Source organism: Pelistega sp. MC2 (assembly GCF_900099475.1).
GTDB lineage: Bacteria > Pseudomonadota > Gammaproteobacteria > Burkholderiales > Burkholderiaceae_B > Taylorella > Taylorella indica.
This window is the reverse complement of record NZ_LT628276.1, coordinates 142,181-167,074: the sequence shown is the minus strand read 5'-3', so window position 1 is coordinate 167,074 and position 24,894 is coordinate 142,181. Positions and strand designations below refer to the sequence as shown.

Below are 24,894 nucleotides of genomic sequence, written 5' to 3'. Positions count from 1 at the left end.
ATGGTGCATACACGGGTGATAGGATATGGGTTCTTTGCCTAAAGAAAGTACGCAGGATAAGCAAGCAGTATTGCCATTAGTACCGGGACGCTTCGTGCAACTAGGTAGTCGTTTTTTTACAAAACTAATGCCTACTCCTTTACAAGCACCCCCTAAATGGGTCGCCGTAAATAAAAGCTTAGCGAAAGAGCTTGGTTTAGATGACCATTTTTTTGACTCAAAGCAGGTTCTATTGGCTCTTGCTGGTAATGGTAGTGTGGATAAGGATAGTGCCAATGAGTGTGATGCTAATGACGAAGGTGTTAATGGGCAAACTTACTACGGGCATACACCTCTGGCAACAGTATATAGTGGACATCAGTTTGGTGCATGGGCAGGTCAATTAGGTGATGGGCGAGCTATATTACTGGGTGAGAGCCTAGATCAATATGGTGAATGGCAAGAATGGCAACTAAAAGGTGCAGGGAAGACTCCCTATTCTCGTTTTGGTGATGGGCGAGCTGTTTTACGTTCATCTATTCGTGAGTATCTCTGTTCTGAGGCTATGTATGCACTGGGTATTCCAACGACACGAGCATTAGCCTTGGTCACTAGTGAAGATAAGGTCTATCGAGAAGAGGTTGAGACAGCGGCTATAGTGACACGCGTAGCACCTAGTTTTATTCGTTTTGGGCATTTTGAACATTTTGCATCTTTAGGGGATACTGCCTCACTAAAACAGTTAGCGGATTTTGTGTTAATGCACTATTATCCTGAATGTGTTGAGCAAGAGAATGCTTATGCAGCCATGTTTGCTGAGATTGTTAAACGTACGGCAGAATTAATTGCTCATTGGCAAAGTGTAGGTTTTTGTCATGGTGTGATGAATACCGATAATATGTCTATACTTGGTTTAACAATTGATTATGGTCCCTATGGTTTTTTAGATGCGTATGATGCAAAACATATCTGCAATCACTCTGACCATCAAGGTCGTTATGCGTATCAGCAACAGCCTTATATCGGTCATTGGAATTTGGTGAGATTGGCTAATTGTTTCGTGCCATTGGTAAGTCAAGAGAGCTTGATAGCGATCTTAAATACTTATAGAGATAGCTTCGAGCAAAAGTATTTGGCACTTTTCCGTCAGAAAATAGGATTACAACAAGCACATCCAACAGACGCAAGTTTAATCCATGATATGTTGAGTACATTGCAACCTTATCAAGTGGACTTTAGCTTATTCTTCAGAGAGTTAGCCAAGGTGAAACTGTCCTCTTTGGATGAAAATGGGCAGGTGCAGATCCCCTCTAGCTTAAGTGCATTATTTAAAGCACATCATTTAGGTAATTTTCAACGTTGGTTTAGTTTATATATAAAACGATTGCAACAAGAAAACTCAGATGATAATCGTCGTGAGCAAGCGATGAATCGTATTAATCCGATTTATGTATTGAGGAATTACTTATTACAACAAGCGATTGAAAAAGCAGAGCAGGGAGACTTTAGTGAAGTCAATCGTTTACAACAATGTATGGCTGACCCTTTCACAGAGAAACAAGCGTTTGCAGATTATGCACAAGAGCCACCCTTATGGGCAGCAGAGATTTGTGTGAGTTGCTCAAGTTGAGTGATACTACAAGTATAACGGTCAATACTGACGTAAAAATTCAATAAAGAGTTGGCTGAATCGCTAGCGTATCATCTCCCCTACCTAAGGGGAGATGATAATGAACGACATAAAAAGCACAATTTTCTATCTGCCTATTGAAGTGCTTGTAAAAGCACTTGCAATGGATGCAACAGAGTCTTGTTTTCTAAACGATCGACTTGACAACGACAAGAGAATCCCGTGGCGAGCAGCTTATCGCCATGTTCTCTAACCTTTTCTTGCCATGATTGTGTATAGATTAGCTCAGATGTCGCACGATGTTCTTTTTCGTGACCATACGTCCCTGCCATACCACAACAACCTAGATTAGGTGCTTGCAAGTTTAATCCAAATAGTTTGAAGATATCTTGCCAGGTTTTGTTTGTGCTAGCAACTTGTGTTCGCTCTGTACAGTGTGCGGCTAATTGATAGGTAACAGCCTCATTAGCAGTCGATGGAATGGCATGAGGATGGTCTTTTAGCCAAGTAATTAACCATTCTTGCAATAATAAAACATTAACGCCCTGTTCTTGAACAGCAGGTATGGCATAACTCTTAGCATACTCTTGGCGATAGACAAGAGTCATGGCAGGGTCTAATCCAATTAATGGTAGCCCGGTACTAGCTGCTTTTTCTAAAAAGGCACGGTTACGTTGGCGAACTTTGTCAAATCGCTTTAGGAAACCATGTACATGCAAAGGTTTACCATTTTCAAAATAAGGTAGTACACAAGGAGTAACGTTTAATTTATTTAAGAGCTTGAGTAAATCGATTAATACTTGGGAGTCAAAATATCGTGTAAAGGCATCTTGTACAATAATTACGGCATTAGGCGTGATAGGAATATTTGAGCATTGTTTATTAATCAGGACAGCACCATATTTTGCCCAATCAATATTGGCTTGCTCATGAAAACTTGGTGTATCAACTAGCCCTAGATGCTTGGTTTGCCATTGTGTAAATTTAGCTGATTTTAGGAGGCGATTATAAACCTTAGCAAATGGTAATAAACGCGGTAATGCTTTTTCTAAAGCAATTACTGCATAGTCACGGCGGCTACGTTTGTGTCGTGTGTGATAGCGCTCTAAAAAGCGTGATTTGGCATCAGGAATATCGACCTTAACAGGACACTGTCCTGCACAGGATTTACATGATAAACAACCATGTACAGCCTCATAAACCTCATTGTCAAACGTAGCAGTTTGTTCACCTGTTTGCTCACGGCGTAACCATTCTTTTAATAAGGTAGCACGCCCTTTAGGTGAATGAATACGATCTCTTGTTGCCTTATAAGAGGGGCACATAGGATCATCTACGTCATAGTTAAAACAAGCCCCATTACCATTACAGTGCATCGCATTGCCAAACGATTGCCAGTCTTGAGGATTAATTTGCTTATCGAAATCCCCACGGAATTTTATTTCCGTTAAAGGCGTAAGCGTATATTCTGTCTTGTTGGCTGGCGTTGCAATCTTACCGGGATTTAATTGATTGTCAGGATCAAATAAGGATTTAACGGTCTGAACGAGAGGGTAGGCTTTACCAAAGAAAATAGGTGCATAGGCAGAGCGTAAGCCTTTACCATGTTCACCCCAAAGCACACCGCCATAGTGATGAGTTAATTCAGCCACCTTATCACTGACTTCTTGGATAATTTGTTTGGAAGTTGGCTCTTTCATATCAATAAGAGGGCGCACGTGTAACACACCTGCATCGACATGTCCAAACATACCATAATCTAGTCCCATGCCGTCTAATAACGCACGGAAATCAGCAATATAATCAGCAAGGTTTTCAGGAGGAACAGCGGTATCCTCAACAAAAGGTTGTGGACGTTTTTCACCTTGAACGTTACCTAGCAGACCGACGGCACGTTTTCTCATTGAGTAAACATGATTGACAGCGGCTTTACCAACAGCTGTCGTAATACTTAAACGTTTGACACTAGTATCTTGCTGTAAATGAGCGATAAACGCTTCTTGTAATGCATTGAGCTCTTGTTCATCGTCACAAGCAATCTCGACAATATTAATACCCTCAGTTTTTTCTTCAGTCTCAGGGAAATATTGGGCAACGTTTTGCCAAACAATATCATTTTTAGCTAGTCCTAGTACTTTAGCATCGACAGTTTCAATAGACAGAGGATCTAATGTCATCAAGGCTTTTGCATCACGCAAAGCGGCTTGAAAATCGGTATAGCCTATATTGATCAGTACTTGATGCTTGGGAATAGATAGTACATTAAGTGTTGCTTCGGCAATAAAGCCTAGCGTTCCTTCGCTACCACAGATAACACTATTAATATTAAACGTATCTTCGGTGAGTAACTTAGGTAGGTCATAGCCAGTTAGAGAACGATTTAGCTCAGGGAAACTGTGGTGAATGAGTTCACTATTGTTATTAGCAAGCTCAAATAATGCTTGATAAATCGCTTGTTGCTCCGGTGTTTTATGACTAATCTGTTCTTTCCACTGATCACGAGGTAAGGGTTCAGAGTCTAAAATATCTCCCCCTAACAGCACCGTTTTAAGGGCTAATACATGATGATGTGTTTTGCCATAACGACAGCTACCTTGACCACTAGCATCCGTATTAATCATGCCACCAATTGTGGCGCGATTTGAGGTGGATAGTTCTGGGGCAAAGAATAAGCCATAGGGTTTTAAGGCGGCATTTAATTGATCTTTGACGACACCTGCTTGTACAGTTGCTGTTCTTTTCTCTGGATCAATATGCAAAATATGATTCATATGTCGAGAAATATCAACTACTACACCATCTGTTAACGATTGGCCATTGGTGCCTGTACCACCACCACGAGCAGTTAATACGAGAGATTTATAGTTTTCTGTTTTCGCAAGCTTAGCAATTAAACAGAGGTCTTGAGTATCTTTTGGAAAAAGAACAGCCTGAGGCATACGCTGATAAATCGAATTATCAGTAGATACAACAAGGCGAGCTGATTCTCGCGTCTCAATATCGCCCTGAAAGTGGCGTGATAGCTCAACAATAAAACTATTTACGAGTGGTGATAGTACTTGCATAGGAGATACTTCATCAAAACAATTGAAGGAGGAATATCTATATTGTAACGGATTGCGTCACTATGATTAAATGATTAGCTAAGTTTTTTTATACCTGGTCCAGATAGAATACTTTTACCCCCTACGGTTGGTGTTACCTGTATTTGAGTAGAAATCCGATTTTTCAATGCTTCAATGTGCGAAATAATGCCTATAATCTTATTTTCTTGGTGTAAAGCAGCTAAGGTATCTAGTGCAGTTTCCAAAGAATCCTCATCTAAGGTACCAAAACCCTCATCTAAAAAGAGAGAGTCGACACGAATAGTACGGCTCGTCATATTAGAGAGTCCTAATGCTAAGGCTAAACTGATAATAAAGCTCTCACCACCAGAAAGGTTTTTAACAGAACGAATTTCACCTGCTTGATAGTTATCTAATACATTGAGTTGTAAAGGCTTTTCTTTATCTCTGATGAGCAGGTAGCGATCATTCATTTTTTGTAATTGCTGATTAGCATATGAAATCATCACTTCAAAGGTCAGTCCTTGTGCAAAGCTACGGAATTTTTTACCGTCAGCAGAGCCAATCAATTGATACAGTAAACGCCAGCGATTAACCTCCTGTGTTTTACGTTCAATGATGTGCTGTTGAGAGGCGATACGTGCTAGATTTTGCTCGTGATTGAGTAGTCTTTGGGCTGTGTTGCCAAGCTCAATGAGTAAATTATTATGCTGAGTGTTAGACGTGTCTAATTGTGCCTTTAAGGTTTCATAATCAAGTTCAGTGAGTTGTTTATCTTTTTCTTGCTTTAAGCGCAGGGTAAGATTTTGCTGTAATGTGTTTTGGGAAATTTGACGCTCTTCTAATTCTTTTGCTTTCTCTTGCCATGATAAGAGTAATGAATCATCAACTTTAGCCTCTAGATAGGCTTGAGTATCTATAAATCCTTGTTGTGCTAAGTGCCGCTCAAATGACTCTGATGCTTGCTTTAGCTTGTCTTTGCGATTTAATAAGTCTTTAGTCAGCTTATTGATAATTTCCGTTGTTTTATCCAGTAGCGTTTCTGTTATCCGTAGTGCTTTGCTATATTGTTCAAGCGCTTGCGTTTTTTCTAATAATGCCTTGTTGAGTTTCTCTTCTCCCTCATCTGGATTTTTCTCACCAAATTGTTGCTGACGAAGGTCTAGTTGCTCTTGATAAGCGAGACGTTGCTTATCTATTTTTTGTGCCTGTACTGCTTGCGTTTCTTTTAATGAACTAATTCGTGCTGAAAAAGCGGCATTCTCTTTATCATAATTATCTAAAATTTGCTTTAAATTAAAATGCTCTTGTTGGGCTTTAGTCCATGTAGCAAGTTGCTGTTTCAATAGGTCTAATGGATTAGAGGATGTATCAGTAGTGACTTGATAGGTATGCCAAATATGCTTGAAATAGTCTTCATCGGTATTTATTTCTGCATTAATGCTATCGATTTTCTCCTCTAAAGTCGCTATAGAGGCTTTTTTATTTTCGACAGCTGTTTTTTTTAGTTCCACTTGATTATGGGTATTGTTTTGTTCAGTGATAGCTTGCTGTCTATCCGCTTGAGTCTGACGAATTTTTTCTTGTTGTTCAGTAATAGTATTAATTGTTGCTTCAAGTGTTGCAATTTCTGTATCGTATTGATGGCTATCGGGTAGCTCTTGAACAAAAGGGTGATGTATAGAGCCACAGACAAGACAGGGCTCGTTGGGTATTAGCTGTTGGCGCAAGTCAGCAACATCATAAATATTTTTAATAAGACGCTGTTTGTCTTTTGCGTGATTAAGCTCTCGTTGGTAATAGTCTAGCGATTGTCCATTAAGTAAAGCTGCTAAGGCATCTTGTAGGTGGTTTACTTGCTCAGTGAGTTGATTGACTAACTTTTCTTGAGTTGAATTGTTTTGTTGAGCTTGGTGAAAGTCGTTTTCAAGAACAGATAACTCCTTCTTCGCTATCTCTAATTCTGTTAGTGCTTTTTGTTGTTGCTGTTGATGTTTTTTAAGCTGATCAGATCGAAGTTCAATCACTGGTATCTGTTCATTTAGGAGTGATAAATGAATATTTTCTTGCAAGTAGCTACTGAGGTTGTCAAAAGAAATTTGCTGTTGCTGTGCTTTTTCTATGGCTTGGGTAAGCTTGTGCTCTTCTTGTGCAATCTTATTAATGATACTGTCTAACTCTTCTTGGCTATGTTCAAGTTGAGTTAGCTTTTCTTTTAGCTGAATATCCAATGCACGCACCGCTTTAAATGTTTTTTGCTCATCATTGATTAGTGCGGTGAAATCATTGACTGCCTGTTGATGCTGACTAACAGTGTTCTGGTGTTGATGCTGAGAAGCAGTTAATGTAGGGAGCATAGCCGTTTTTTGATCTAGCTCATGCTGATCATTTTCTTGCTCTTTTAACAGCGTCTGAAGAACAGAAAAATATTGGTCTATATTCTGTGCTTTTTCGGCAGATATCAATTTTATTTTTGTGTTAGCAAAGGCTTCTATTTCATTGCTTAATAATAGTTCTGCTTTGTTATTTTCTTCAGCTTGTTGCGTAAGCGTGGCAATCGTATCTAGCCATTGCCGCTGTTCACGCAATTGTTTAATTTCTTTGTCCAGTTGTTGAGAGTGTTCTTCTTGTCGTGCTTTAGTCTCTTTTAAGGATGCTAATTCCTCTGCACTAAGTAATTCAATGCCTTCTATTTGTGCACTTAAATGATCAAGTTGTTTTTCTTCGTCTACTTTTCGTTCGTAGACCTTGATAGAAATATCGGAGTAAATTTGTGTGCCTGTGATTTTCTCCAGAATAGAGGATTTTTCATCTATATCTGCTTTCAAAAAGCTATCAAATCCACCTTGTGCCAGTAGCATAGAACGGGTAAAACGGTCAAAATCCATGCCAGTTAGCTGTTCCACAAGTAATTGAAAATCTCGCTTTTTATTAGCGAGAATGTTGCCATTAGCATCAAAAATTTCTTGTTTTGTTGCCTGTAAATTTCCTTCAGCTTTATTACGAGACCGTTTGTGCGACCAATGACAGGTGTAAATTCCAGACTGTGTTTCAAAGCAAACTTCAGCCATACTTTCTGCCGTGTGACGAGACATAATCTCATTATTTTGCTGGCCAATATCTTTAAGACGTGGCGTTCTACCATATAGAGCAAGACAAATCGCATCAAGAATGGTTGTTTTTCCTGCACCAGTAGGACCTGTTAGGGCAAAAATTCCCTGCTGTTGATAAGCGTCATCAGTAAAATCAATGTGCCATTCACCATAAAGAGAATTCAAATTTTTAAACTGTAGCGATAAAATTTTCATAACAAGAATTGATTATTGATCAGAAGATTGGTGTTGCTCGTTCACTAATGCTTGCATAATTTCTTGGTAAGCATGGATGAGCTCCTCCCGCTGTTCATTGATGACTTGATGTCCATCTAAACAACGCTCGAACACTTGTAGCGGTGTTAAATCATCCAATGTTTCTTGGTGATGCGAGGGTGATAGCGTCTGTTCAATTAAACGATTATTTTTGATGCGTAAAATTTCTAGCGTAGACCCTTCTACCAAACGATTTAATTGCTCACGTAAATCAGAAATTATTTCTTCGCCGTTATAGTCAATTTCTAGCCAAACTTTTTCGGTTTTTAAGTCCTTAATCTGCTGGGTAATTTCAGCTAAATTACCCTTTAAACGCCTGAGTGCTTGAAAGCAAGGAATAGGGAGAGTAGAGATAGATTGGATAGGTGATGTTAGTTCCGGTGTTGTAACATCATCTAATGTTAGCGATGGTTGATGTTCATGTACTGAATGATGCAATGACATTGGGTGAGCAAGAGGAGTGTCGGGTTTGCTTGCTTTAGTATGAAAATCAATTTGTATAATTATTTTTTGCTGAGTCGTTTCCCCAAATCCCATTGGAATAGGCGAACCACTATAACGGATAATCGGATTTTTATTGACGATTTGCGGAATATGCAGATGTCCTAAGGCAACATAGTCAAGAGAAGAAGGAAACGTCTCGCTACTTACTCCACCCAAGTTACCAATATAAATGTCCCGTACACCGTCACCTTCAATTGTTTGCCCACCTGCAGCAAATAAATGTCCTGTGCCAATTATGGGAATAATAGACTCTTTTTGTTCTAATAAAAATTGTTCACGTTTTTGTAGCGCTAAATTGGCTAAATCGTGATAATGCTGTTTAATATTGCGGGTAAGTAGATTGATTTTGTCTTCGCTAGATTCACCTAATGTCGCTGTACGTATATCTTTATCGCGTAAGTAAGGCACAGCACAAATAATGGCTTCTACTGTGTGACCATTCCTCAATACAATAAGTTCATCGTTTAAATCATGAGTGATGGCGCCAACAACATGAATATTTAAGGTTGCCAATAAGGTTTTAGGTGCATTTAAAAAACTTGCTGAATCATGGTTTCCACCCACGATAATAATATGCCTACAGGGACTATGCTGTAATTGCGTTAAGAAACGATAATAAATAGCTTGTGCTGTATTACTAGGGGCAACCGTATCAAAAATATCCCCAGCAATGATTAAAACATCCGCTTGCTGTTGATGAATCGTATTCAATAACCAATCAAGAAATTGACTAAACTCCTCATCACGTTTTCGACCGTATAAGGTAGCACCAAGATGCCAATCAGAGGTATGTAAAAGACGTAGTGTATGCTGTGGTTTCATGCTAAGTTCACCCCATATGAAGCCATTTTTTGAGGGATTTGAATGAAATACGCCTTTGGGTTGTTGGCTTTTCTGTGTTGAGACGCTCCATTTTTATACCTATCTCTGGGGATGTAAAGGCATCAGCGATTATGCCGATACGCGTTGGTTGGTCTTCTCGATTAATATATTGTGCCATTAAGCTAAGAAGTGTGCTACGCACATTATCAAGAGTAAGCTCATGAGTGAGAGTACCATGGTTGGCTTTTAAGCGACTAGTAAATACACTCAATGCAAGAGAGTCTTGTTCAAGACAGAAAATCAAAATGGGATCAGTATACGCTTGCTGAGTAGCCGCGTCTCTATAAAATACAGTGAGCGCATACAGATAGTTTGGTTTGTCTATCTCATCTCCAAACTCTTCAGAAGAGGCTAAATCCAGAATCGTTTTCGGTGAGTATTGCAACGTCATAAAGTAATCATGCCATACCCATAATTCCCCATCATCATCCCCCGTCCATGGCAAAGGCATAGTAGGAAATTTTTCTGGGAAAATCGACTCAAAACGTGGCTGGTGAGAACTGCCAGAAGTACTCGAACAGGAAGACATAACTTACATGAGAAAAAGAGAATAAAAAAGGAGTGTTAGAAAAGTTTAACACTCCTTAAATGATTTTGCCTATGGCATCAAAGGGGAGATTTTAGAATATCGAGAATCTTATGGGCGTGCCAAAGACTTCTTCTATGAAACAGTCATTTCTTAAGTGTGATAATAAGGCAGGGACTAATTTATTAAGTGTGTACAATAATGGTGTTATGGACCTCTCCCAATATCTAATCCTTGCCCTGTGATATAAAATTTCCCTCCCGCAATATAATGCAAGGTTTTTAGATTGTTATCTACTTGATCAAAAAGCCAATGCCCGTCTTTAAAGACTCTATCGTCAGCAAAGGCAGCGATGATCTCACCAATAAATAAGTCATAACATTGCTGATTATGTGGTTCAGGGATTAATTTACACACGAGGTAAGCCGCACAGCCTTTCACAAGAGGAATATCGAATCCTTCTGGATAGAAAAACTCAATATTATGTTGCGTGAGTTTGTCAGGGTGTTGATAACGACTGTCTCCCATGGCAATAACGGTTTCAGCTTGGTATGCCATAGGTACTTGAATCGCAAAATAACCACTTTTTTCAATAAGTGGACGAGTGAAGGTGCTTTTATCAATGACGATGGTGACTTTTGGGGGAAGGAAATCCAGAGCACAAGCCCATGCCACAGACATAACATTTTCAATACCGTCATGTTTTGATGATACCATCACAGTGGGTCCATGATTGATAAGGCGTAAACACTTCTCCAAAGGTACAGACAAAATGCTCATAAAAATTTCCTTAATATATAAAAATAGTAGAGAAAATAATCAATAATTTATTTATATAAACGCGATGAATACTTAGGATAAGTTATCGACAATCTCTTTAAACCATGCAAAAGATTGAGCCTGCTTACCCTCATCATAAACATAATTTGTCACCATTAGTTCATCGGCACGAATAACACGTTGGAAACTTTCTAGATGCTGGGCAACAGTTTCTTTTCCTCCCACAATAGAAGCCGCTAACATTTGACGTACAGCAAACTCCTCAGAGGCTGTCCATAAAGCAGACATATCCTGAACAGGAGGTTGTAGGGGACGCATACGACCACTTACAACTCCTAAAAATTGTTGTTCTTGAGAGGTAGATAAAAATTTTGCTTCTTCATCCGTCTCTGCAACGACAGCATTAATACCAACAATGACTTTTGGTTTATCTAGTACATCAGAGGGTTGGAATTGTTGGCGATAAATTTGTACCGCCGTTTCTAATAATCGTGGGGCGAAATGTGCGGCAAAGACATAAGGTAAGCCTTTTGCTGCCGCCAGAAAAGCACTTTCTGTACTTGAGCCGAGAATATATAAAGGCAAATGTTTGCCCATAGCTAAATAAGCTTTAACATAACCTTGTTTATCGGCATCACCAAAATAACGTTGAAGCTCTTCCACGTCATCAGGGAAATTGAGTGATACATCTTGGTTGCCACGACGTAGAGCCATCGCTGTTCTAGGGTCTGTACCGGGTGCACGCCCTAGACCTAAGTCTACGCGGTTAGGGTACAAGGTTGCCAATGTTCCATATTGTTCAGCAACTTGTAAGGGGCTATGGTTTGGTAGCATAACCCCACCACTACCGACACGGATACTCTTTGTCTGTGCTAGTGTATGACCGATTAATAACTGTGTGGCAGAGCTCAAAATATTGGGCATATTGTGATGCTCGGCAATCCAGTAACGCGCATAGTTCAAGGACTCGGCGTGTTGAGCTAACCTAATCATTGAATCAAAGGCTTGACGATGAGTCTGTCCCTCTCTGAGAGGAACAAGATTTAACATAGAAACAGCAGTGTTAGACATTATTTTGCCCAGTGATAAAAGTGAAATAAATTAATAGATTACATATAGCCACGTTGATATTGTGGTGGAACAGATTCAACACCTGTGCTATCGCTCGCATTTTGCTTATATTGTGCATTGAGATACCAATAAGGATCTCGCAGTAAACCACGTCCTACAGCGATGAGGTCCGCATCACCAATACCTAGGACATGATCAGCTAATGAAGGATCGTCTAATAAGCCAACCGCAATAACAGGCAATTGAGTGGCTTGCTTAATTTTGCGTGCTAAATAGACCTGATAACCAGCATTAAATTGGGGGTGATGATTAGGATGTAAGACACCATTACCTCCGCCACTCACATCAAATATATCCACACCTGCTGCTTTAAAACGCATCGCCATTTGCACACCATAGTCGCTATCATAACCATTCTCAGAATATTCTTGAGCAGAAATACGTATGGCTAGAGGCATATCAGCAGGCATGACAGATTTAGCTGCTTTAATCACTTTTTCACCAAATAAGAAACGGTCTTGTCCATAACTATCGTCGCGGTGGTTTGATTTTGGTGAAGAAAATTGATGGATCAAATAACCGTGAGCGCCATGTAGCTCAATCATATCAAAGCCTGCTTCAACCGCACGTTTAACAGAATGTTGAAAGGCTTGAATAATCTGTTCAATCTCATCTTCAGTGAGCGCTCTTGGCGTTTTTAAGTGTTGTCCTGGAAAATCTTCTTGACCATAATGAATAGCAGAGGGTGCTACCACATCATCACAGTCTTGTGCTTTGCGTCCAGCATGAGCAATCTGAATACCAATTTTGCCGCCTTGTGCGTGAACAGCATCAACAATACGTTTAAATGCATCACGTTGCTCATCGTTCCAGAGTCCTAAACAGCGAGGAGAAATACGTCCATTAGGGGCGACGTTTGTCATTTCGATAATAATTAGACCGACACCACCAACCGCACGACTAGTGTAATGTACAAAGTGCCAATCATTTGGTACACCGTCTTTGGCACTATATTGGCACATAGGAGGCATCACAAGACGATTTTTTAAAGATAAACTTTTTAACTGTAAAGGAGTTTGTAAAAAACGGAATTTTGCCATAATAGCCTACTTATTATGAATGGGTTACAAATAGAGTTAATCCCAGATGCATTGTTGATTGTGTAGAAAAACAGTTATTCTCAATCACAAGCACAGGTAATAAGACTATTGTAGTCCTATAAATATGTCATAATAATTTTTTTTAAAAATTTAAATACTTTCTTTGATAATCACTATGTGGAACGATATATTACTTGCGTTGGCAAATCTGCTAACATCAGCATTAACCGGCATTACAGGACTAGGCGGAGGCATGATATTAATTGGTATCATGCCTTTTTTTGTGCCTAGTATTGCCATTATCCCAGTACATGGGGTGACACAGTTAGCTAGTAATGCCACACGAGCATGGTTTGGGCGAGAGCATATTGTTTATGAACGATTTTGGTCATTTTTGTTTGGCTCTATCATTGGCATGGCTGTTTTTGGTGTGCTCATTCGTTTTGTAAAACTAGATTTAATCCCTTTATTTATTGGTATCTATATTTTGTTATTACAGTGGTCATCTTGGCTTAATCGGGTGATTCGCCGCTATGAGAGCTTTTTTCTGGTGGGCTTTTTACAAACAGGTTTAGGTGTATTTGTCGGCACACCGGGCCCTTTAAATATTGCTGTATTAAATAAGTATTACACCGATAATAATGTGGTTGTAAGTACTGGTGCACTCATGATGTCAGTGGTGCATTTTGCCAAATTGTTAGTCTATATTAGTATGGGGTTTGCCTTTTTTGAGTATTGGCAATTGATGCTAATGATGATTGTGATGGCGACACTAGGCTCTTGGTTGGGTACAAAACTTCGTTATAAAATTAAAATGTCTTGGCTTAAAGCTGTCTTACCTTGGCTATTAACCTTATTAGCACTACAACTGATCGTGAATATCCTTAGACAGTATTTATGATGTCATGATAAGCATAAAGCATATGTTAATTATCAGGCTAATTTACAGTGTGCTAACTATCAGTCAATGGGTAAGCTCTTTTAGACTGATAGTACTCTATATCAATAATGATAGCGTAATCCATACTCAGCGTTATTGCTTTTAAACTCTTACTAGCTCCATTAGTTGCTCAAAAGAATATAGTGCAGGTCTTCTTCCAGAGGCAGGCTCTATCTCAACAATAATACCTTTTTCCCGTAGAATGGTTGTTAATTTATTCGCTGTTTGATTGGGGATTCCAGTCGCTTTAGCAAATTTATTATTCCTAAAAATAGGATTAGTAAAAATAAAGTCTAAGGTCTGTATTGACCATTTTGAATTTAGGCTTTCTGTCAATATTTCCTTCATTTCTTCATAAAGATTTTTTATTTTCTCAGAAATGGCTAAGTTTCTATCTGCTTGAATAGTCACAGCTTCTAAAAAGAAGATACACCATGTCATCCAATCATTCTTTAGAGAGACATTCCTTAGATAGTTAATGTAAGTATCTTTATGCTCTTCCATATATTCACTTATATAGAAATGGGGTGAAGATATTAAACCATAATTCCATAACATTAACGTAATGAGCATGCGACCAATACGACCATTCCCATCTTTAAAAGGATGTAGTGATTCAAATTCAGCGTGGGCAATAGATGTTTTTAGCAATGGAACTTGTTCTGAGTTATTTATATAATCAAACAGAGCGTCCATTCCTGATGCTAATTGTTCTGGGCTTATAGGGACAAATAAAATATTTTTTTTGGTTTTATCTGCAAGATAGTTCTGCTCAGTTTTATACTCTCCAGGAGATTTTATGGAACCTCTCCCTCTCGCTAGTAATCCTTGGTGAGCTTGTTTGATTAATGAGGCAGAAAAAGGATAGCCAGATTGCATTTGATGTTGAATTGTTTTTAAGGTTCGTTGATAAAGCAACGTCTCAATAACATCTGTCCTAACAGTATTCTCATTATTAGATTCTTCATCGGCTTCATATTTCAAAATTTCATCCATTGTACTAACTGTACCTTCCATACGTGATGAAATAACTGCCTCTTGGTTTCTCAAGGGAGCTAGGAATATTTCATTATTATGCAAGGTTTTTAGCATTTGATCGTAACGAGCAAGAGCACTCGTTGCATCAGTAATCTTTTTAACTAAATTATTATCGTAAACCAAATCAAGTGGAGGAAATTTTCCGTAATGATAGTTCACTGCATTTTCTAAATTTAGCGACATAGGTTAGCTCTGGGTTAATTAAGATTGAAGTTAGAGAATAATATATTATTTCGAATTTGTATACCAAAAATGATTAAATTTGAGAGACAAACTGGTTTGATGATGCAAAAAGAGAGACAAGCTAATTTGCATCCCCAAAACCACTAAATCTGAGAGACAAACTAGGTTGATGATATAAAAAGACAGTCATTCACGCAACTGAATAGCAATATAATAGAGCGAAATTCAGTGTAAACAAGATAGATAGGTAATATTAGGAATAACGTGGTTCATCCACTAATCTGCATGTGAAATAGTAGAAAGTATTGATGGCATTGATAACAGGTGATGCCATAAGCCCCACCAGAGGATTAAAAATTAATGAAGATTGCTCATTTAATTGAAAAAGTTCAAGCACACTATCAGCTTGCACCAGATTACCCCTTTGAAAAGCACCCTGATATTTTTGTGTTTAGACATACCAAGAATAAGAAATGGTTGTGTTTATATGCAGAAATTAAAACACAAGCGCTTTTTTCAGAGGAAGAAAAAAAGATTCCTCTCATTAATGTGAAAGTCAGACCAGATGAGATGACACAATTACTCGCCACAGACGGTATTCTCCCTGCCTATCATATGAATAAAAAACATTGGGTGAGCGTACTGTTAGATAAGGCAAGTGATGAGCTGATATGGGAGCTAGTGAATCATAGCTATGAATTGACGAAAAAGTGATTTAGCTAGCCAGTTACTATCATCTACTTAGAAGATAATTAGGTTTCGGTAGTTTATGGATTGTTCAAAGGAGGATTTAGAGGTAGATCGAAGATTATATTGAGACCAGTAGAGTCAGATCTAGGGCTTGTTCTGCCTGTTATTTGATCAAAATCATAAGCATCAGCGCTTGGATATGGTGTCTTATCATATATTGCAATCTGAACCCCACGATTGGCATACATGGTTAAATTAGCTGTCTCTAGCAGTATGTAATAGCCTTCTTCACATGTCAGACCATGAGTCCCAGAAGCAAAATTTGTTAGATTAAGTTGCTGACCAGAGTAGCCATTAATCAGAGGCGAGATATATGGTCGAGGAATAGCCATGTGAGATTTAAGTATCGAATCTTCTTTAAGCGGGATAATAGCTGCAACTAAATAACTACGGTCATTCAAAATCTCTCCGTCACAGATAATAGGATCCTTACGTAGATTTTTGCCAGATACAATAGCGAGCAGGCTGTAAAGATAATCACCATGTTGCTGAGAGAGATTTAAAACAGTACTATTATCTTTAAATGCCTGTATTAGGTTGGTGTATTGTCCATCAAAATCTAATGTTGCAATAACTTCTTCTGGTTTTTTGATTCGTTGCTTAGAGTACATAATAGATCACCTCTTGGTGCGTTGATTAAATCAATTACTTGATAAAAATGCGGTTTTTATCATTTCTCCCATTAGCAAATTTCATACTAACCACCAAGAACGCAGCCTTTCTGTAAAGGTTTGTACAATCGCCATCATAAGCCTTCTAATAACAAAAAGGGCTCAATGCACAGTCTCACACTGCTATTAAGCCCTTTATTATTGATGTAGACTAATGAATCGCTAGTGTCTTATTCCACAGTCACACTCTTAGCCAGATTACGTGGTTTATCCACGTCTGTGCCACGAGATACGGCAGTGTGATAAGACAATAACTGCAAGGTCACTGTATGAAGGATAGGTGATAATTTACCATAGTGTTCAGGCATACGAATGACGTGCATACCCGGAGTATTGGTAATATGTGTATCCGCATCAGCGAAAACATAAAGCTCACCACCACGAGCACGAACTTCTTGCATATTAGATTTCAGTTTTTCTAATAGTTCATCATTAGGTGCAATCACCACAACAGGCATCGCCTCAGTCACTAAGGCAAGAGGACCATGTTTTAGCTCACCAGCAGGGTAGGCTTCTGCATGGATATAACTGATTTCTTTTAATTTTAAAGCACCTTCTAGGGCGATAGGATAATGTAATCCACGACCTAGGAATAAAGCATTTTCTTTGCTAACAAAACGATCCGCCCATGCCATAATTTGTGGCTCTAGAGCAAGAGTAGATGTAATTGCAGCAGGTAGATGGCGTAATTGTTTTAAATACGTATCTTCAAGCTCTGGTGTGATAGTCCCTTTTACTTTGGCTAACGAAACAGTTAATAGGAAAAGAGCAACTAATTGAGTCGTAAATGCTTTTGTTGATGCCACACCTACTTCGACACCAGCGCGAGTAATGTAATTAAGTTTACATTCACGAACCATCGCACTACTAGAGACATTACAAATAGTTAATGTATTTTCCATGCCTAAAGAGCGAGCGTGTTTTAACGCCGCTAGTGTATCCGCTGTTTCGCCTGACTGAGAAATAGTCACGACCAGTGTTTTAGGATTAGGAACGCTATCACGATAGCGATATTCACTCGCAATTTCTACATTGACAGGGACTTTGGCAATAGACTCAATCCAATAACGAGCTGTCATGCCGGCATAGTAAGACGTACCGCAGGCAAGAATGAGAATATTGTCGATATTCTTGAAAATAGATTCCGCCTCATCACCAAACAAGTTAGGGGTAATGGCTTCAATATCTTGTAAGGTATCGCCAACGGCACGAGGTTGTTCAAAAATCTCTTTTTGCATGTAATGACGGTATGGGCCTAATTCAGCCGCAGCTGTATAAGCAGAAACGGTGTGTACTTTGCGCTCAACAGGCTGTAAGTTGGCATCTACAATCCATACATTAGAAATTTGAAGATCAGCAATATCACCGTCTTCTAAATAGATAATTTGGTCTGTTGTGCCGGCTAGTGCTAACGCATCAGAGGCAAGGAAGTTCTCATTTTTACCTAGACCAATCACAAGAGGAGAGCCTTGGCGAGCGGCAACAACACGGTGAGGCTCATCACGGCAGAAAACAGCAATCGCATAAGCACCGGTTAAACGAGCGACAGTTTGTTGAACAGTTTCAAATAAATCACCGTTATAGAGATGATTTACTAAGTGTGCAATAACCTCAGTATCTGTTTGGCTTTCAAAGACGTACCCTTGAGCGATAAGCTCCTCACGTAATTCTTCGTAGTTTTCAATAATACCGTTATGTACTAAGGCAATACGAGGTGAGCCTTTGTCTTGACCAGAGAAATGAGGGTGAGCATTATTGGTTGCAGGTGCGCCATGTGTCGCCCAGCGAGTATGAGCAATACCTGTAAAACCATTGATTCCATCGGCTTTAATTTGCGCATCAAGCTCTGCAACACGTTGAGTGCTACGTGCACGTGTTAATTTGCCATCCATATAAACAGCAACACCACAAGAGTCATAACCACGGTATTCAAGACGTTTAAGACCTTCAAGCAAAATAGGGGTAATATCGCGTTGTGCTACAGCACCTACAATTCCACACATAGAATTATCTCCAAAAATTGTTTTTTGCTATTTTGCTATAAAATGATTGAAATTAAACATCAAAATACTATAAATATATTTTAAATTATTTCATTCAATATTATTTTTTAATATATAATAAATTTATTGTTTATTTGTGAAATAAAATTTCATATTGAATGTTTAACTTTAGTTAAGTTTTTGAGGCGTAGATAGATCGGCTGCTTAGGTTTACTGAAAAACAACGGAATGAATATTATGCTTTTAGATGATTTAGATAAACGAATTTTAAACATATTGCAAGAAGATGCCTCTATCAGCAACCAAGAGCTAGCGGAAAAAGTCTTTTCCTCCCCACCTACGTGTTTACGTCGTGTTAAACAATTGGAGAAAGAGGGAATTATTCAGCAGCGAGTTGCCTTGCTAGATGAGCAGAAATTAGGTAGCTCATTAACGGCGATTGTTGAGATAAACCTACTACAACAATCGGCAGAGGTGTTTGATGCGTTTGAGTCCTTGATTGTGCCCGAGAAAGCCGTTAAACAATGCTACCGCGTCTCTAGTGGACCAGACTTTATTGTGATTCTACAAGTGCCAGATATGAATGCTTATCATGATTTGGTGCGTAAATTATTCACAGCAACGAATCAAGTCAGAAATGTGCGGACATTTTTCTCTACCCATCGCAGTAAGTTTGAGACAAAAGTGGTGGTGGAGTAGTAGGTGGTATACATATCACCTAATTCCTCTGAAACGTTGAATTATTGAACTATTGTTGTTTTTATCTCCAAGAGTGTTATCAGCTCTTCAAAACTTTCAACTACATCATAGAGAATGTTTTGGTCTTTATTAGTAGTATTGAGTGTTTCAAAGAACTTCTTCGCACTACTAATCTTGTTGTCTTCTGACGTTCGGAGTTGGTTTTTATCACTAGATCCTTTTGTTTCGGCAATAAAATAGATGTGCTTAACCTTATTTTCATCGCATGCAATCGCCCAGTCAGGATTGTAATTGCCAAATGGTGTTGGAATGACAAAGCGTGATGGTAATTTGGCATAGACGATGACTTCTTTGGCGGCGTCTAGTGCTTTTGCAAAGTCCGATTCGATTTTTGAGTCTGTCGGTACAAAATCCCAAACATGCTTATCACCCTGAGGGGTATTGCTAGCAACTTCGTTGTCTAAGAAAATCTCATTGCTTGAGTATTCTTGCTCTGTAAAGCAATACTCTAAGTCTTGCAGAAGTTGCTTCACTTGCTGTTGATTGATGATACTAATCATTTCGCGAATAAAAGCTTCTGGATTGAGTTTGTACTGATTAAAAATAACCGGTTCTAGCTGCGTCAGAATCTGTGCTACAGTACGACGTGTTAGATTTGTGCCTTCTGCAATTTCGCCAATTAAATCATAGGAAATTGTTGAATAGCTTTGTAGTTTCGCTCGGACGGTTTCATTAGTGATATTTTCAAATGATTGACCACTGCGTAGTTCAGAGGCGCTGACTTGAGCAAGCTGTTCTCCCTCACGAATGGTATAGGTAAGCTCTGGGACAAAAATATTGTTCTTGCTATTACGGACGACTGCTATCACCGCATGTAAGGTATCTTTGATGAGTTGTTCACTATCTAGGCGAATTTGGTAAATCGCTTTTTTATTGATACGATTCCATAGCTTTTGGAATTCTTTACGTGCTAGATTAGCAGGATTAACTCTGTTGATAAGCTTATCGTTGGCATTATCGATTAAGTTTGCTAATGCTTTAGGGTCTTTAATCGCGTCAATGAGCGTAAAGATTTCTTCTGCATAAGGTTGTAAATCTTCTGGTAAGGGCGCTAGTGTATTGTTCAGACGAGCTTCAGTATAGCTTGCGACAATATAATCATTATCATCAATGTAGTCATTGCGTGTGAGGTACTTATGAATTTGCTTAGCAGAAGGCTCATTAATCGCAAAATTTTGACCATTTTGTAATAACAATACACGGTCTTTGAAGTAGTCTACTGAGGCTTGTTCTACACGAGACTGAATGGTGTCACCAATTTCTTTTTGAAGGTGACTCACAAAATCACGATAGCTTTCGTTGGTAACAACAGTGAGTTTGTTGATATTGTGTACTTCTTCTACAGCACCACGGAAATAATTAGCGTCCATACGCTCACCGGTCTTGTTAACGGCAAGACGTAGACCACGGCCGACTTCTTGGCGGCGAGAAATAATGTTGTCTGAGTGTTTTAAGGTGCAAATCACAAAGACGTTTGGATTGTCCCAACCTTCGCGTAGTGCTGAGTGAGAGAAGATAAAACGCGTTGGCTCTTCAAATGAGAGTAGACGCTCTTTATCTTTTAGGATTAAGTCATATGCATCTACATCGGTGGAAATTGTGTCTTCTTCAGAGCGTACACGTGCGGGTGTACTCGGGTCAACTAGACGACGAGTTTTCTTATCAACAGAGAAATAAGCATTATGTGTTTTATCGACTTCAATACCACGGAGATAGTCTTGATAAGGGGCATTTTCGACATTTAAGTCTAAGGTTTCATTGACAATACGCTCGTACTCTTGTTTAAAGATTTCTGCATATTCCCCCGGAATAGCGTTTCCATCAGCGTCATAGTTACGGTATTTTGCTACTTCATCGATGAAGAAAAGGCTAAGTACTTTAATACCTTGGTTAAAGAGTACTTTCTCTTTTTCAATATGAGCACGGATAGTCTCACGAATCTGGATAGTGCGAGTAATGCGCTCATCAAGATGTCCTAGTGATTGACCAACACTTAAGGTAACTCCATTGGTGAAGCCAATACTATTGGTATGAGCATTAATATCGCTGATAACATAGCGATCACCGTATTGGTCTGCACCGTTGGATATATCAAAGAGATTGTCCTTGAATTTGACTTTACGGATTTCGCGGCGATATTGTCCTGAACTCGTTTTTATCTCTAGTTCTAATCGAGCTACAGGTGCTGATTTAGAGATAATAATATCTTGCAAGTAGAGATAGCCGTGGTTGCCAGGAAGATTATTGACTTCAATACCTTTGACAACAATTTTCTTAACTAGACGCTGATTATAGGCGTCTAGTGCGTCTAGTCGATGGATAAGGTTATATTGTCTTTTGTGAGTCGCAGAATAACGTAAGATAAACAGAGGTTTAAATTTACTTAATGATTCTAAAGTTTTCTCTGCCTGCATTTTTTGTGGTTCATCGAGGATGAGAATAGGGCGATTGCTACTAATTACATCAATAGGGCGGCGAGATTGGAACTCATCCAATTCCATATCAATACGACGATTGTCCTTGCCTGTTGCGTTGAAGGCTTGGACATTAATAATCATCACACTGATATCGCTTGTCGAGCTAAAACTCTCTAGCTGATGGAGTGATTTAGAATCATAGATAAAGAAACGTGCCTTCTTGCCATATTCCTGCATAAAGTGGTCTTCCATCATACGGAAGCTCTTATGGACACCTTCACGGATAGCGATGCTAGGTACGACAACAATAAATTTTGACCAACCATATTGCTTATTGAGCTCGAACATCGTGCGGATATAGCAATACGTCTTACCTGTCCCTGTCTCCATCTCGATATCGAGGTTGAGAGAGCTCGTTGTAAGGTTTTTCTTCTTGCCTGTATCATCAGTGATAAGTGATGTTGATTGCTCAAGACCTGAACTACTTTGAACAAGTTGAATATTAGAGAGGACAGTATTTAAATCACCGATAGGGGCATTTCTAAAGCCGATATCCTCTTTAATCTCTGTTTGTGAGTTAGGTAATTGTTCTCCTAGGTCAATCATATAGCGATGACCTGCTGAGAGAAGCTGTCCTTTAAAGCAATTGACCACGGCGTCGACGGCTGCTTGTTGATAGGCTAAGGTTTTAAAGTGGATTTTCATGGTTGTGTTATTACCTTATTAAATAAACTTCACTTCAGTTTCTGGAGATAGTTGTTTAAAGCGTTCTTTAAAATTGGTTTTATCGGCATCATGAGTGATGGCATTCTCACTCGATACAAAGCGGATTGGCTTGTCCTTAGCAATAGTATTAACTAATGCCGGTGTGAGGTCATCAAAACAAGCGATGAGACTATTGCTGGCCACATAAAAGACTGTTTTGGCGTCGATTTCTTTGCTTTCTATAGGCAGAGATAATGGTAGTCCCCAAGAGAGCATGACCTGGAAGAGTAAGTCCTCTGCCGTGCGGTCTTCTTTGATATGGTTTGCCATTGTAGCTAAGGTTTCTTGTTGCAAACTTTCTGGGCGATAGTAAATGTCTTTCATATTGGACGTATCAATCTTTAGCACTCTAAAACCAAGGTCTAGTGTAGGGTTATTGTAGGGTTCTGTATCCGTAGTATGGGTATAACTGTGCTGTGCTGTGCTGTGCTGTGCTGTGCTGTGCTGTGCTGTGCGACTATTTGCGCCCCGGCGCGGCGAATACGCTCCTTAGAGATTTCCGCAATCGTCTTATAGCCTGCTTTATAGGCTTCTGATTTTTCATCTGTTAATTCTGGCAACTGCACCATAATAAACTTACGATTCCCACCATCTTCGGCATTAAGCTGCATGACGGCATGGGCTGTCGTACCACTGCCTGCGAAGAAGTCGAGGATGATGTCGTTATTATTTGTTGAGGTAATTCTAAACAAGTTTTGAATTAGCTTAGTCGGTTTGAGTGTTTCAAAGATTGTTCTTCCATTATCGCCAAATAAACTAATAAACTCTTTTTTAGCACCATCTGTATGACCATAATCTTGATAGGAAAAAAAAGAAGAAGCAACCCGCCCTTGTTTCACTTCACTTAAGAACTGTTTAAAGCTAGGGAAACTATCATTTTTTAATCCAAAGAAAATACGATTGTCGTTTAGCATTTCATTCATTTTTTGTTCTGAAAATGCCCAATGCTTTCCTGGTGGGACTGTATACTCTTCGTTTGTTTTTGGGTTTTTTATAATATATCGTCCTCCAGTTCTTTCTCCTGAGGCAACTAAATCACCTGCTTTCCAAACACCTCTTGAATCATTATCAGGATTTTTATAACGTTTGTTCATCTCTTCAGTTCGAGGAAGCAAGCCAATCTGGAAATGATTTATTGATTTTGCATACATTAATACAAATTCATAATCATTTGAAAGTAATTTAGCCTGATTTTTAGGACTGTAGACTTTTTGCCATCCAGCTTGAGAAATAAAATTATTTTCACCAAATATTTCGTCACAAATTCTTCTTAAGTTATGAATTTCATTTTCATCAATAGAAATACAAATGCTGCCATCATCGCTGAGTAAATTACGCGCCAATTTAAGGCGGCTGTACATCATGCTTAGCCAATCTGAGTGGAACCGACCATTACTGTCTGTATTGGCCATCATACGATTACCTACGTCATCAGTCTGTTGTGATTTTTCGAAAAACTCTTCAGTGCTTTCTGCAAAATCATCGTTATAGACAAAGTCATTCCCCGTATTGTAGGGTGGGTCGATGTAAATCATCTTGACCTTGCCGAGGTAGTTTTCTTGCAGAAGTTTGAGAGCTTCTAGATTGTCACCTTCAATAAACAAATTCTCTGTGGTATCAAAATTGATGCTGTCTTCACGACAAGGGCGCAGAGTTTTGGCAATAGGGGCATTTGCCGCAAGAATGGCTTCTTTCTTGCCAGGCCAGTTGAGTGTATAGCGTTCTTGAGTGCCTTCTACGATGTCCTCAGAGAGTTCTTGGCGTAGGAGATCAAAGTCGATAGAGCGCTTAAGATTACCATGGCTATCATGGCTCTCTGTTATGCAGTTTGGAAAAAGCTCGGCAATCGCTTCTATATTGAGTTTGGTTTGATTTACGCTTTGCATCTCTAAATCTTTCATATACGCCACCCTATATGTGGATAAGTTCATTGAAGTAGGACTATTTTATCCTATCTCTACGTAGAAACCGCATATAGGAGGCGGTCTTATTTGCTTAAATAAACTTAACATCGGTTTCCGGAGAGAGTTGTTTGAAACGTTCTTTGAAGTTAGTTTTATCCTCATCCTTGTGAATGGCTTGTTCACTAGAAACAAAGCGTAAGGGTCTGCGTTGAGCAATCGCATCAATCAGTGTGGGGGTGAGAGTATCAAAGCAGGCAGCTAAACTATTACCGGCGACAAAGAAGACAGTTTGATTGTCGATAGTTTGCTGTTCAATCGGAAGAGAGAGCGGTAGTCCCCACGAGAGCATGACTTGGAAGAGCAAGTCTTCGGGAGTACGATCTTCTTTGATGTGGTTAGCTTTATCTAGGAGGTTGAGTTGCTCGGTTTGGTCAGGACGGTAGTAGATATCCTTCATATTGGAGGAGTCGATTTTGAGGACTCTAAAACCGATGTCTAATGCAGGATTAGTGGTATAATTGTGCTGTGCTGTGCTGTGCTGTGCTGTGCTGTGCTGTGC

General features: G+C 39.2%; 17 protein-coding genes and 1 pseudogene. 4 read left to right on the top strand and 14 right to left on the bottom strand.

Features of this window, described 5'->3' with window-relative positions:
* The first annotated feature begins 25 nt into the window (after positions 1–25).
* The gene (locus BQ4443_RS11115) at positions 26–1,609 is read left to right on the top strand and encodes a protein adenylyltransferase SelO (RefSeq protein ID WP_023951309.1); all 1,584 of its coding nucleotides are present in this window, start codon (positions 26–28) and stop codon (positions 1,607–1,609) included.
* 134 nt (positions 1,610–1,743) lie between these two features.
* Here BQ4443_RS11115 and BQ4443_RS11110 read toward each other — a convergent pair whose 3' ends face one another.
* From BQ4443_RS11110 to BQ4443_RS11080, 7 genes are all read right to left on the bottom strand, one after another.
* A complete protein-coding gene (locus BQ4443_RS11110; protein WP_071059127.1) occupies positions 1,744–4,674 on the bottom strand; it encodes an FAD-binding and (Fe-S)-binding domain-containing protein in 2,931 nt (976 codons plus the stop codon).
* A 74-nt stretch (positions 4,675–4,748) separates the two neighbouring features.
* The gene (locus BQ4443_RS11105) at positions 4,749–7,982 is read right to left on the bottom strand and encodes an AAA family ATPase (RefSeq protein WP_071059125.1); all 3,234 of its coding nucleotides are present in this window, start codon (positions 7,980–7,982) and stop codon (positions 4,749–4,751) included.
* Positions 7,983–7,994: 12 nt separating this feature from the next.
* Entirely contained in the window at positions 7,995–9,368 is a 1,374-nt protein-coding gene (locus BQ4443_RS11100; RefSeq protein WP_071059123.1) for an exonuclease SbcCD subunit D C-terminal domain-containing protein, read from the bottom strand.
* Between the two features lie 7 nt (positions 9,369–9,375).
* Complete coding sequence (locus tag BQ4443_RS11095) at positions 9,376–9,957, bottom strand: hypothetical protein (protein WP_143000613.1); 582 nt, start codon at positions 9,955–9,957, stop codon at positions 9,376–9,378.
* A gap of 204 nt (positions 9,958–10,161) precedes the next feature.
* Complete coding sequence (locus BQ4443_RS11090; RefSeq protein WP_071059119.1) at positions 10,162–10,734, bottom strand: flavin reductase family protein; 573 nt, start codon at positions 10,732–10,734, stop codon at positions 10,162–10,164.
* Positions 10,735–10,806: 72 nt separating this feature from the next.
* Positions 10,807–11,805: an LLM class flavin-dependent oxidoreductase gene (locus tag BQ4443_RS11085; RefSeq protein WP_071059117.1), complete on the bottom strand. Its 999-nt coding sequence runs from the start codon at positions 11,803–11,805 to the stop codon at positions 10,807–10,809.
* 38 nt (positions 11,806–11,843) lie between these two features.
* Positions 11,844–12,905 (bottom strand): NADH:flavin oxidoreductase/NADH oxidase, encoded by a 1,062-nt coding sequence (locus BQ4443_RS11080; RefSeq protein WP_071059115.1) that lies wholly within the window; start codon positions 12,903–12,905, stop codon positions 11,844–11,846.
* 175 nt (positions 12,906–13,080) lie between these two features.
* Between BQ4443_RS11080 and BQ4443_RS11075 the strand changes: the two genes are divergently transcribed.
* Entirely contained in the window at positions 13,081–13,806 is a 726-nt protein-coding gene (locus tag BQ4443_RS11075) for a sulfite exporter TauE/SafE family protein (protein WP_071059113.1), read from the top strand.
* A gap of 141 nt (positions 13,807–13,947) precedes the next feature.
* Here the strand turns inward: BQ4443_RS11075 and BQ4443_RS11070 are convergent, their stop codons facing one another.
* The gene (locus BQ4443_RS11070) at positions 13,948–15,066 is read right to left on the bottom strand and encodes a Fic family protein (RefSeq protein ID WP_071059110.1); all 1,119 of its coding nucleotides are present in this window, start codon (positions 15,064–15,066) and stop codon (positions 13,948–13,950) included.
* Between the two features lie 360 nt (positions 15,067–15,426).
* Here BQ4443_RS11070 and BQ4443_RS11065 point away from each other — a divergent pair, with 360 nt between their 5' ends.
* Complete coding sequence (locus BQ4443_RS11065; protein WP_071059108.1) at positions 15,427–15,780, top strand: MmcQ/YjbR family DNA-binding protein; 354 nt, start codon at positions 15,427–15,429, stop codon at positions 15,778–15,780.
* 53 nt (positions 15,781–15,833) lie between these two features.
* Here the strand turns inward: BQ4443_RS11065 and BQ4443_RS11060 are convergent, their stop codons facing one another.
* Positions 15,834–16,427: a hypothetical protein gene (locus BQ4443_RS11060; RefSeq protein ID WP_071059107.1), complete on the bottom strand. Its 594-nt coding sequence runs from the start codon at positions 16,425–16,427 to the stop codon at positions 15,834–15,836.
* 230 nt (positions 16,428–16,657) lie between these two features.
* Positions 16,658–18,490 (bottom strand): glutamine--fructose-6-phosphate transaminase (isomerizing), encoded by a 1,833-nt coding sequence (gene glmS / locus BQ4443_RS11055; protein WP_071059105.1) that lies wholly within the window; start codon positions 18,488–18,490, stop codon positions 16,658–16,660.
* Between the two features lie 228 nt (positions 18,491–18,718).
* Here glmS and BQ4443_RS11050 point away from each other — a divergent pair, with 228 nt between their 5' ends.
* Positions 18,719–19,189, top strand: coding sequence for an Lrp/AsnC family transcriptional regulator (locus BQ4443_RS11050; RefSeq protein WP_071059103.1), 471 nt, complete (start codon positions 18,719–18,721; stop codon positions 19,187–19,189).
* 41 nt (positions 19,190–19,230) lie between these two features.
* Here the strand turns inward: BQ4443_RS11050 and BQ4443_RS11045 are convergent, their stop codons facing one another.
* The 4 genes and pseudogenes from BQ4443_RS11045 to BQ4443_RS11035 all read right to left on the bottom strand — a co-directional run.
* Positions 19,231–22,371 (bottom strand): type III restriction-modification system endonuclease, encoded by a 3,141-nt coding sequence (locus tag BQ4443_RS11045; RefSeq protein WP_071059101.1) that lies wholly within the window; start codon positions 22,369–22,371, stop codon positions 19,231–19,233.
* Positions 22,372–22,389: 18 nt separating this feature from the next.
* Complete coding sequence (locus tag BQ4443_RS12365) at positions 22,390–22,755, bottom strand: hypothetical protein (protein ID WP_143000612.1); 366 nt, start codon at positions 22,753–22,755, stop codon at positions 22,390–22,392.
* Between the two features lie 38 nt (positions 22,756–22,793).
* On the bottom strand, positions 22,794–24,332 hold the full coding sequence (locus tag BQ4443_RS11040; protein ID WP_143000611.1) for a site-specific DNA-methyltransferase: 1,539 nt from the start codon (positions 24,330–24,332) through the stop codon (positions 22,794–22,796).
* Between the two features lie 94 nt (positions 24,333–24,426).
* Positions 24,427–24,894: pseudogene (locus tag BQ4443_RS11035) on the bottom strand (hypothetical protein); the annotation flags it as partial.

Bases quoted from the DNA above. Each gene is read 5' to 3' on its own strand.
- BQ4443_RS11060 (WP_071059107.1), bottom strand. From the start codon at position 16,427: ATGTACTCTAAGCAACGAATCAAAAAACCAGAAGAAGTTATTGCAACA.
- BQ4443_RS11110 (WP_071059127.1), bottom strand. From the start codon at position 4,674: ATGCAAGTACTATCACCACTCGTAAATAGTTTTATTGTTGAGCTATCA.
- BQ4443_RS11080 (WP_071059115.1), bottom strand. From the start codon at position 12,905: ATGGCAAAATTCCGTTTTTTACAAACTCCTTTACAGTTAAAAAGTTTA.
- BQ4443_RS11045 (WP_071059101.1), bottom strand. From the start codon at position 22,371: ATGAAAATCCACTTTAAAACCTTAGCCTATCAACAAGCAGCCGTCGAC.
- BQ4443_RS11070 (WP_071059110.1), bottom strand. From the start codon at position 15,066: ATGTCGCTAAATTTAGAAAATGCAGTGAACTATCATTACGGAAAATTT.
- BQ4443_RS11105 (WP_071059125.1), bottom strand. From the start codon at position 7,982: ATGAAAATTTTATCGCTACAGTTTAAAAATTTGAATTCTCTTTATGGT.
- BQ4443_RS11115 (WP_023951309.1), top strand. From the start codon at position 26: ATGGGTTCTTTGCCTAAAGAAAGTACGCAGGATAAGCAAGCAGTATTG.
- BQ4443_RS11050 (WP_071059103.1), top strand. From the start codon at position 18,719: ATGAATATTATGCTTTTAGATGATTTAGATAAACGAATTTTAAACATA.
- BQ4443_RS11085 (WP_071059117.1), bottom strand. From the start codon at position 11,805: ATGTCTAACACTGCTGTTTCTATGTTAAATCTTGTTCCTCTCAGAGAG.
- BQ4443_RS11065 (WP_071059108.1), top strand. From the start codon at position 15,427: ATGAAGATTGCTCATTTAATTGAAAAAGTTCAAGCACACTATCAGCTT.
- glmS (WP_071059105.1), bottom strand. From the start codon at position 18,490: ATGTGTGGAATTGTAGGTGCTGTAGCACAACGCGATATTACCCCTATT.
- BQ4443_RS11090 (WP_071059119.1), bottom strand. From the start codon at position 10,734: ATGAGCATTTTGTCTGTACCTTTGGAGAAGTGTTTACGCCTTATCAAT.
- BQ4443_RS12365 (WP_143000612.1), bottom strand. From the start codon at position 22,755: ATGAAAGACATTTACTATCGCCCAGAAAGTTTGCAACAAGAAACCTTA.
- BQ4443_RS11075 (WP_071059113.1), top strand. From the start codon at position 13,081: ATGTGGAACGATATATTACTTGCGTTGGCAAATCTGCTAACATCAGCA.
- BQ4443_RS11040 (WP_143000611.1), bottom strand. From the start codon at position 24,332: ATGAAAGATTTAGAGATGCAAAGCGTAAATCAAACCAAACTCAATATA.
- BQ4443_RS11095 (WP_143000613.1), bottom strand. From the start codon at position 9,957: ATGTCTTCCTGTTCGAGTACTTCTGGCAGTTCTCACCAGCCACGTTTT.
- BQ4443_RS11100 (WP_071059123.1), bottom strand. From the start codon at position 9,368: ATGAAACCACAGCATACACTACGTCTTTTACATACCTCTGATTGGCAT.